This window comes from Streptomyces sp. NPDC054847, assembly GCF_053610925.1.
On the sequence record NZ_JBSGZJ010000433.1, the window covers coordinates 1 to 6,032 of the forward strand.

8 protein-coding genes are annotated in these 6,032 nt (G+C 72.2%); 5 read left to right on the plus strand and 3 right to left on the minus strand.

The genetic code is table 11. The features are described 5' to 3' along the window. Positions 1 to 116 precede the first annotated feature (116 nt). Positions 117 to 596 (minus strand): J domain-containing protein, encoded by a 480-nt coding sequence (locus tag ACWGH4_RS29325; protein WP_453466237.1) that lies wholly within the window; start codon positions 594 to 596, stop codon positions 117 to 119. Positions 597 to 758: 162 nt separating this feature from the next. Between ACWGH4_RS29325 and ACWGH4_RS29330 the strand changes: the two genes are divergently transcribed. From ACWGH4_RS29330 to ACWGH4_RS29340, 3 genes are all read left to right on the plus strand, one after another. Beyond that, positions 759 to 1,160 (plus strand): hypothetical protein, encoded by a 402-nt coding sequence (locus ACWGH4_RS29330; protein WP_453466239.1) that lies wholly within the window; start codon positions 759 to 761, stop codon positions 1,158 to 1,160. Positions 1,161 to 1,233: 73 nt separating this feature from the next. After that, entirely contained in the window at positions 1,234 to 1,716 is a 483-nt protein-coding gene (locus tag ACWGH4_RS29335; RefSeq protein WP_453466241.1) for a hypothetical protein, read from the plus strand. 539 nt (positions 1,717 to 2,255) lie between these two features. Continuing rightward, the gene (locus tag ACWGH4_RS29340) at positions 2,256 to 2,726 is read left to right on the plus strand and encodes a Rieske (2Fe-2S) protein (RefSeq protein ID WP_453466243.1); all 471 of its coding nucleotides are present in this window, start codon (positions 2,256 to 2,258) and stop codon (positions 2,724 to 2,726) included. On the opposite strand, the gene ACWGH4_RS29345 is transcribed toward ACWGH4_RS29340, so the two are convergent. Next, complete coding sequence (locus tag ACWGH4_RS29345) at positions 2,713 to 3,363, minus strand: cysteine hydrolase (protein ID WP_453466245.1); 651 nt, start codon at positions 3,361 to 3,363, stop codon at positions 2,713 to 2,715. The genes ACWGH4_RS29340 and ACWGH4_RS29345 overlap by 14 nt on opposite strands. A gap of 157 nt (positions 3,364 to 3,520) precedes the next feature. Here ACWGH4_RS29345 and ACWGH4_RS29350 point away from each other — a divergent pair, with 157 nt between their 5' ends. Next, positions 3,521 to 3,988: a pyridoxamine 5'-phosphate oxidase family protein gene (locus ACWGH4_RS29350; RefSeq protein WP_453466247.1), complete on the plus strand. Its 468-nt coding sequence runs from the start codon at positions 3,521 to 3,523 to the stop codon at positions 3,986 to 3,988. Here ACWGH4_RS29350 and ACWGH4_RS29355 read toward each other — a convergent pair. After that, the gene (locus tag ACWGH4_RS29355; RefSeq protein ID WP_453466249.1) at positions 3,977 to 4,891 is read right to left on the minus strand and encodes a LysR family transcriptional regulator; all 915 of its coding nucleotides are present in this window, start codon (positions 4,889 to 4,891) and stop codon (positions 3,977 to 3,979) included. The genes ACWGH4_RS29350 and ACWGH4_RS29355 overlap by 12 nt on opposite strands. Positions 4,892 to 4,964: 73 nt before the next feature. Here ACWGH4_RS29355 and ACWGH4_RS29360 point away from each other — a divergent pair, with 73 nt between their 5' ends. Further along, complete coding sequence (locus tag ACWGH4_RS29360; RefSeq protein ID WP_453466251.1) at positions 4,965 to 5,951, plus strand: DMT family transporter; 987 nt, start codon at positions 4,965 to 4,967, stop codon at positions 5,949 to 5,951. Positions 5,952 to 6,032 lie beyond the last annotated feature (81 nt).

Sequence of the window (6,032 nt, forward strand, 5' to 3'; positions counted from 1 at the left end):
GGGTCATCTCAGCTCTCCTGCCTGCACTGGCTCGTCGGCGCGCCCGCGGGGGGCGCGCCGCGCCGGAGGTCCGACCGCGGTGGGCACCGCACCACCGCTCGTGCGGAGACGGCGGTTCACGGCCACTGCCACGGGTCCACGTCCATGGCCCATCGCAGCAGCAGGGTCAGCGGATCCGAGGAGTACGGGGCCTCCTGCGGAAGAACGTGTACCCGGACAGGGCCCGCGCGCACGCTCGGCCCCCGCAGCGCGCCTCCCAGGACCACCGGCGGCTCTGCCGGCGGAGGTCCGGCGGGTCGCGTACGGGTCGGAGGGCCGGGCGCCCGGTCGACCGTCACCGGGATCCGCCGGGCGCCGGAGGCCCGTTCGCGGTGGCGGTCGTCGTCGTAGCGCTGCCGCAGCTCCGGGTCACGGAGGATGGCGTACGCCGCCACGACGGCGGCGAGCTCCTCGAGCCGCGTCGCTCCGTCCGGGCTGGAGTCCGGGTGCAGGGCCCGGACCTGCCGGCGGTACGCCGTGGTGATCTGGCGGGGCGTCGCGGACGGTTCGACGCCGAGCACCGTGTAATGGTCACGGGAGGGATACGGCCCCGGCATCTCGCCCACCTCCTTTCCCAGCGGGGCGGCAGCACCCTGAACCGGGCTGATCCTCGACAAATATGTACATAAAACTTGAGTCGGGTGTTGTCAAGGCTGTTCCTGCGGAGATACCTAATATGGAAGCTGCAGGCCGCATCCGACGGGATGGAGGTGGACGACGTGATCACCGAGATGGCAGTCGAGCGCGTGGAGTTCACCTGCGGCAAGTGCTGGCACCAGTGGAGCGCCGACTACGACGTCCAGCAGTACCGCGACGACCAGGGCGGGCAGTGGGAGTACTTCTCCCGTGACGGCACCCCGGTGGCCTCCCCGTACACACCCGCGGGCGCACCGCCGTGTCCCATCTGCGGCCGCCGATGGGTGGGCCGCATCCTGGCGCGGCGGCCCGTCCCTACGCCCCCGGGGGCGGCCCAGACACCGCGGTTGAGGATCACCGACGCGTCCGGGCACCGCTCGGAGCGGCACGGGGCACGCCTCCTCGGGTCGTCCGCGCACGTCCAGCCGGAACCACTGGGGCCGCCGGCGGAGGAAAGCAGCGGCGAGCCTCGCGTTCCGCGGTGATCCGACCGGCGAAGCCCGCGCAGACAGCAGTACGGCTCTGACCGAGAACACGTCACGAAGGAGGTGCAGCGCCATGGCCCGCCTTGCAGTCAGGGGCGAGGAGCTCATCGTCGAACTGACCTGGTGGGAGAAGATCACCGCACGGCACACGGACGTCCGGGTGCCGCTCGCGGCAGTGGAGAAGGTGACCGTGGAACGCGACTGGCGGCGCGCGGTACGCGGCGAGCCCTCCCGGGGCGTGTGGATCGGCGACCTGTTGCATCTCGGCGTGCGCAACGTGAGCGAGCAGGCGGAGGTGCGGGACTTCGTCGCGATCCGCCCCCGTCGGGGCCCCGTGGCGCGCGTCGACCTCCGTCCGGCGGCGTCGCCGTTCGCCCGTGTCGCCGTCTCGGACCGCGTACCCCAGGCGACGGCGGCCACCGTACGCACGGCCGTGAGCCACCACCTGCTCGCGCCGGCCGGATCCGGTTGCGCCGACCCCGCCCCGGCACCCCGCAGAAGGCCCGCCTGGCTGCCGGGCCGGTCCCCGGCACCGGCTCCCCCGGCAGGGATCTGAGCAGGACTCACGGATCGGCGCACGAATCGCAGGGCGCGGGCACACAGGCCGGGCATCAGAAAGCCGCACCACCGGCCGCACCAGACCGCCGCCGCGCGAGGCTCTGCACCGAGGCAGCGCCTCGGCCGACGGTCCTGCAATCCGGCCTGTCGGCATGACTCGGGCCCTGAGGCCCTTCGACCCAGGACCCGAGTCGTTCTTCCACCCGCTGCAAGCTTCACTCTCGGTCGAGAGCATCGATCTCTACTATGAGCGGTGATCGCGACCGTGAGCGCTGACCCCGCACGAGCCACCCGGCAACGGCGTCAGCTCTGCAGTTCCTTCCGCCGACCGCCCTGGACCTCGATCTTGCGACGTCCGCCGATCCCGAGCCGTCCCCAGCAGCGGCGTGAACGACCCCCGAAACCGGACCTCGCAGCGGAACTGCGCCGTGACCAGCCCCCTGAGAAATTCGTGATTCCTTGAACGTCGCGGCCCCTCGGCGCGTACAACAGCACGAACCGGCCGGTACCGGGGCCGGACGAGACGAGGGAGCCAGCATGACCGGAACGCAGGGGACCGCCCGGACCGTGGCGCGCCGTACCGTCGTCGCCGCCGTGGGTGGCGCCGGTCTCTCCGTCGCCCTGACGGCGTGCGGAGGCTCGGACGACCCGCCGCAGTCCGTGTCGGACAAGCCGGCCGGCGAGGGCGCCTCCTCGGGAGGCGCCGACGGGGGTGGCGCGGGCGGCGGCACGGTGATCGCCAAGACCTCCGACATCCCGGAAGGCGGCGGCAAGATCGTCGGCGACGTGGTGATCACGCAGCCGGTCGCGGGTGAGTTCAAGGCCTTCTCGTCCAAGTGCACGCATCAGGGCTGCGCGGTGTCGGGCATCTCGGACGGCACCATCAACTGCCCCTGCCACAACAGCCGGTTCGACGCCGCGGACGGCAGCGTCAAGGCAGGTCCCGCGACGAAGCCGCTGCCGCCCGCCGCGATCACGGTGGAGGGTGACTCGATCAAGCTCGCGTGACGCGGCGCCGGTCCTTCCAGCAGGAGACCACCTCGTCGGTGGTGGCGATCGTCGCCACCAGTGACAGGGTGTTGCGGATCATCGCGGGGGTGTACTCGGCGGGCACTCCCGCGATGGCGTCCGCCACGACGACGGCGGTGTAGCCGAGGTTCACGGCGTCGAAGACGGCGTTGGGCACCGCCACGTTCGCGGACACCCCAGTGACGACGAGGGTGCGGCAGCCGAGGTTGCGCAGGATCGGGTCGACGTCCGTGCCGGCCAGCGGCGACAGTCCATGGAGTCTTCGTACGACGATGTCCTCGGGCGCCACGTCGATCGGCGGGGCGATACGCACCGCCGCGGAGCCACTGTGCTGCTGGACGGGCAGACGGGCGGCGGCCCTGAACAGCCGCGCGTTCCGGTTGGACCCTCTGCCGTCGGGCCGCTGCTCGGCGATCGCGTGCAGCACCTGCACTCCGGCGTCATGGGCGGCGGCGACCAGCCGCGCGACGTTGCGGAGGGCGCCGGAGGAGACCGCAGCCGCGGCGAGTTCCGGCAGGGCGCTGTCCTCGCCGACGACGCCCTGCTGGCATTCGACGGTGATGAGTGCGGTGGTGGGCGCCTCGAGCTGCTCCGCGAGCTGATGGAAGGATGACACGCGGCTCCTCCTCGGTGTCCCGGCCTTTCGGCGCGGGAGGCGCGACGGTAGCCGCCGTTGCGCACGAGGGGAAGAGCCTCCATGCTGACCGGACAACATTTCTGACGAATCGTCAGTCACGGATCCGCCGTGTCAGCCGTTGCCGGGGAGGCCGCACATGACCGCCATACAGCGCCGGGGCCGTCGCATCATGATGACCCCCGCGGAGCTGGACGCGTTCCTGACCCAGCAGCGGACGTGCCGGGTGGCCACGGTGTCGCCCGACGGGCGGCCGCACGTCAGCGCGCTGTGGTTCGCCTGGGACGGCACGTCGCTGTGGCTCTACTCCCTCACCCGCAGCAGGCGCTGGGCGGAGCTGCGCCGCGATCCGCGGCTCGCCGTGGTCGTCGACGCCGGCGAGGAATACGGGGAGCTGCGGGGCGTCGAACTGTCCGGCACGGCCGTGTTCGTGGGCGAGGCCCCGCGGACCGGTGAGCCCTGCCCCGAACTTGCCGTACCGGAAGCCCTGTTCGCCCGCAAGAACTTCGGGCTCGACGAGATGCCCCACGACGGCCGGCACGCCTGGCTGCGGCTCACCCCGGACGCGGTCGCGTCGTGGGACTTCCGCAAGCTGTCAGCTCTCTGACTCCTCGACCGGCCCGGCGGCGGCGCGCAGCGCCTCCACCGCCGCCCTGATGGAGGGCCTGCGGTCGGCGTCGGTGCGCCACACCGCGTAGACGTGGCGGCGCATCCGCTGCCGTACGGGGACGAGCGCGACACCCTCGGGCACCGGCCCCCGGCCGAGCCGGGGCGCCACGCAGACGCCCAGCCCGGCGGCGATCAGGGCGAGCTGGGTGTGGTGTTCGCCTGCCCTGTGCCCGATCCGGGGTTCGAAACCCTTGGAGCGCAGGGTGAACATCAGCCACTCGTGGCAGAACTCGCCCTCCGGCCAGGACACCCACTCGTCGTCGGCGAAGTCCTCGAGGTCGACCTCCCCGCGGTCCGCCAGCGGATGACTCGCGGGCATCGCGACATCGGGCACGTCGTCGAGCAGTTGAGCCTGCGCCAGACCGCCGGGGACGGGAAGCCGCTTGTTGCTCCAGTCGAGCACCACGGCGAGGTCGAGGTCCCCGCGGATGACCCCCCTGACACCGGCCTCGGGTTCCAACTCCGTGGAGAGCACCCGCAGTTCCGGGTGGTCCCGGCGCAGAGTGGACACCGCGGCCGGGAACAGACCGCGGGCCGCCGTGGGGAACGCCCCGATCCTGACCTCGCCGACCGCCTGCCCTCGCCGTGCCTCGATGTCGGACTGGGCGAGCTCGACCTGGGAGAGGATGCGCGCGGCATGGTCGGCGAGGAGTCGACCGGCGTCGGTGAGTCGCACGCCGCGCCCGTTCTTGGCCAGCAGCTGCTGCCCGACCTCCCGCTCCAGCTTCGCCATCTGCTGGGAGACGGCCGAGGTGGTGACGTGCAGCCCGTCGGCGGCGGCGCTGACGGAGCCGTGCCGGGCCAGCGCGTCCAGGGTGCGCAGTCGCTCCAGGTTCAACATGTAAGCAATGCTAAGGGAAGAGGTCGAGAAAATCTCGCTTGTCCTAAGAGGTGCGAGGCGCGATCGTGGGGCCATGAGCAGCGCAACGACCGAGGCCGACGAGGCCCGCGCCCACACCCTTCCCCCGGCTCCGCCCGCGACCGCCCCCGCCGGGTCCGCCCCCGCCGTCCGCCCGCCCCGCCGGGCCGTCGACTGGCGCATCCGCTTCGCGGTGCTCTCCGCCGTGTGGGGCTTCAGCTTCCTTCTCATCAAGGTGGGCACGGGGGCCTACGCGCCGTTCCAGGTCACCTTCGGCCGCCTCTTCTTCGGTACGGCGGTGCTCGCCGTCGCGATGGCGGTCCGCCGTGACCGGCTGCCGAGCGGCCTGCGCACCTGGGGTCACCTGACGGTCGCGGCCTTCCTGCTCAACGCGCTGCCGTTCTCGCTCTTCGCCTATTCCGAGCTCACGATCCCCTCGACGCTCGCCGGCATCTGCAACGCCACCTCGCCGCTGTGGGGCATGGCGCTCTCCCTCGTCGCACTGTCCGAGGACCGGCCGACCCGGCGCCGCGTCGCGGGTCTCGGTATCGGGTTCCTCGGTGTCCTCACCGTTCTCGGTGCCTGGCAGGGGTTCTCGGGACTCGACTTCTCCGGCACGGCCATGGCACTGCTCGCCTCGCTCAGCTATCCGATCGGCTGGATCTACGTACGCCGCACCCTGGCCGGCTCCAGCCACTCCAACCTCTCGCTGACGGGTGCCCAGCTGGGGCTGGCGACCGTCCAACTCGCCGTCGTCACGCCGCTGTTCACCACGGTGCCGGACTCGTTCCCGCTCGTGCCCCTGCTCGCCGTGATCGCGCTCGGCGTCCTCGGCACGGGGCTGGCGCTGCTCATCCAGTACGGGCTGGTGGCGGAGGTCGGGCCGACGACGGCGCAGATGGTCACGTACTTCATCCCGGTCATCGCGACGGCGGCGGGCGTGGCGCTGCTCGACGAGCACCTGGCCTGGAACACCCCGGTGGGCGCCTTGATCGTCCTGGTGGGCGCGGCGCTGACGCAGAGCCGGCCGAAGCGGGCCTGAGCCCGCAGGGGGTCACCGGGCCCACGTGAGTCCCGTCGCCGCCCCGGAGCCCCCGGGGAGCCGGTGCCCCGGCGGCGGCCC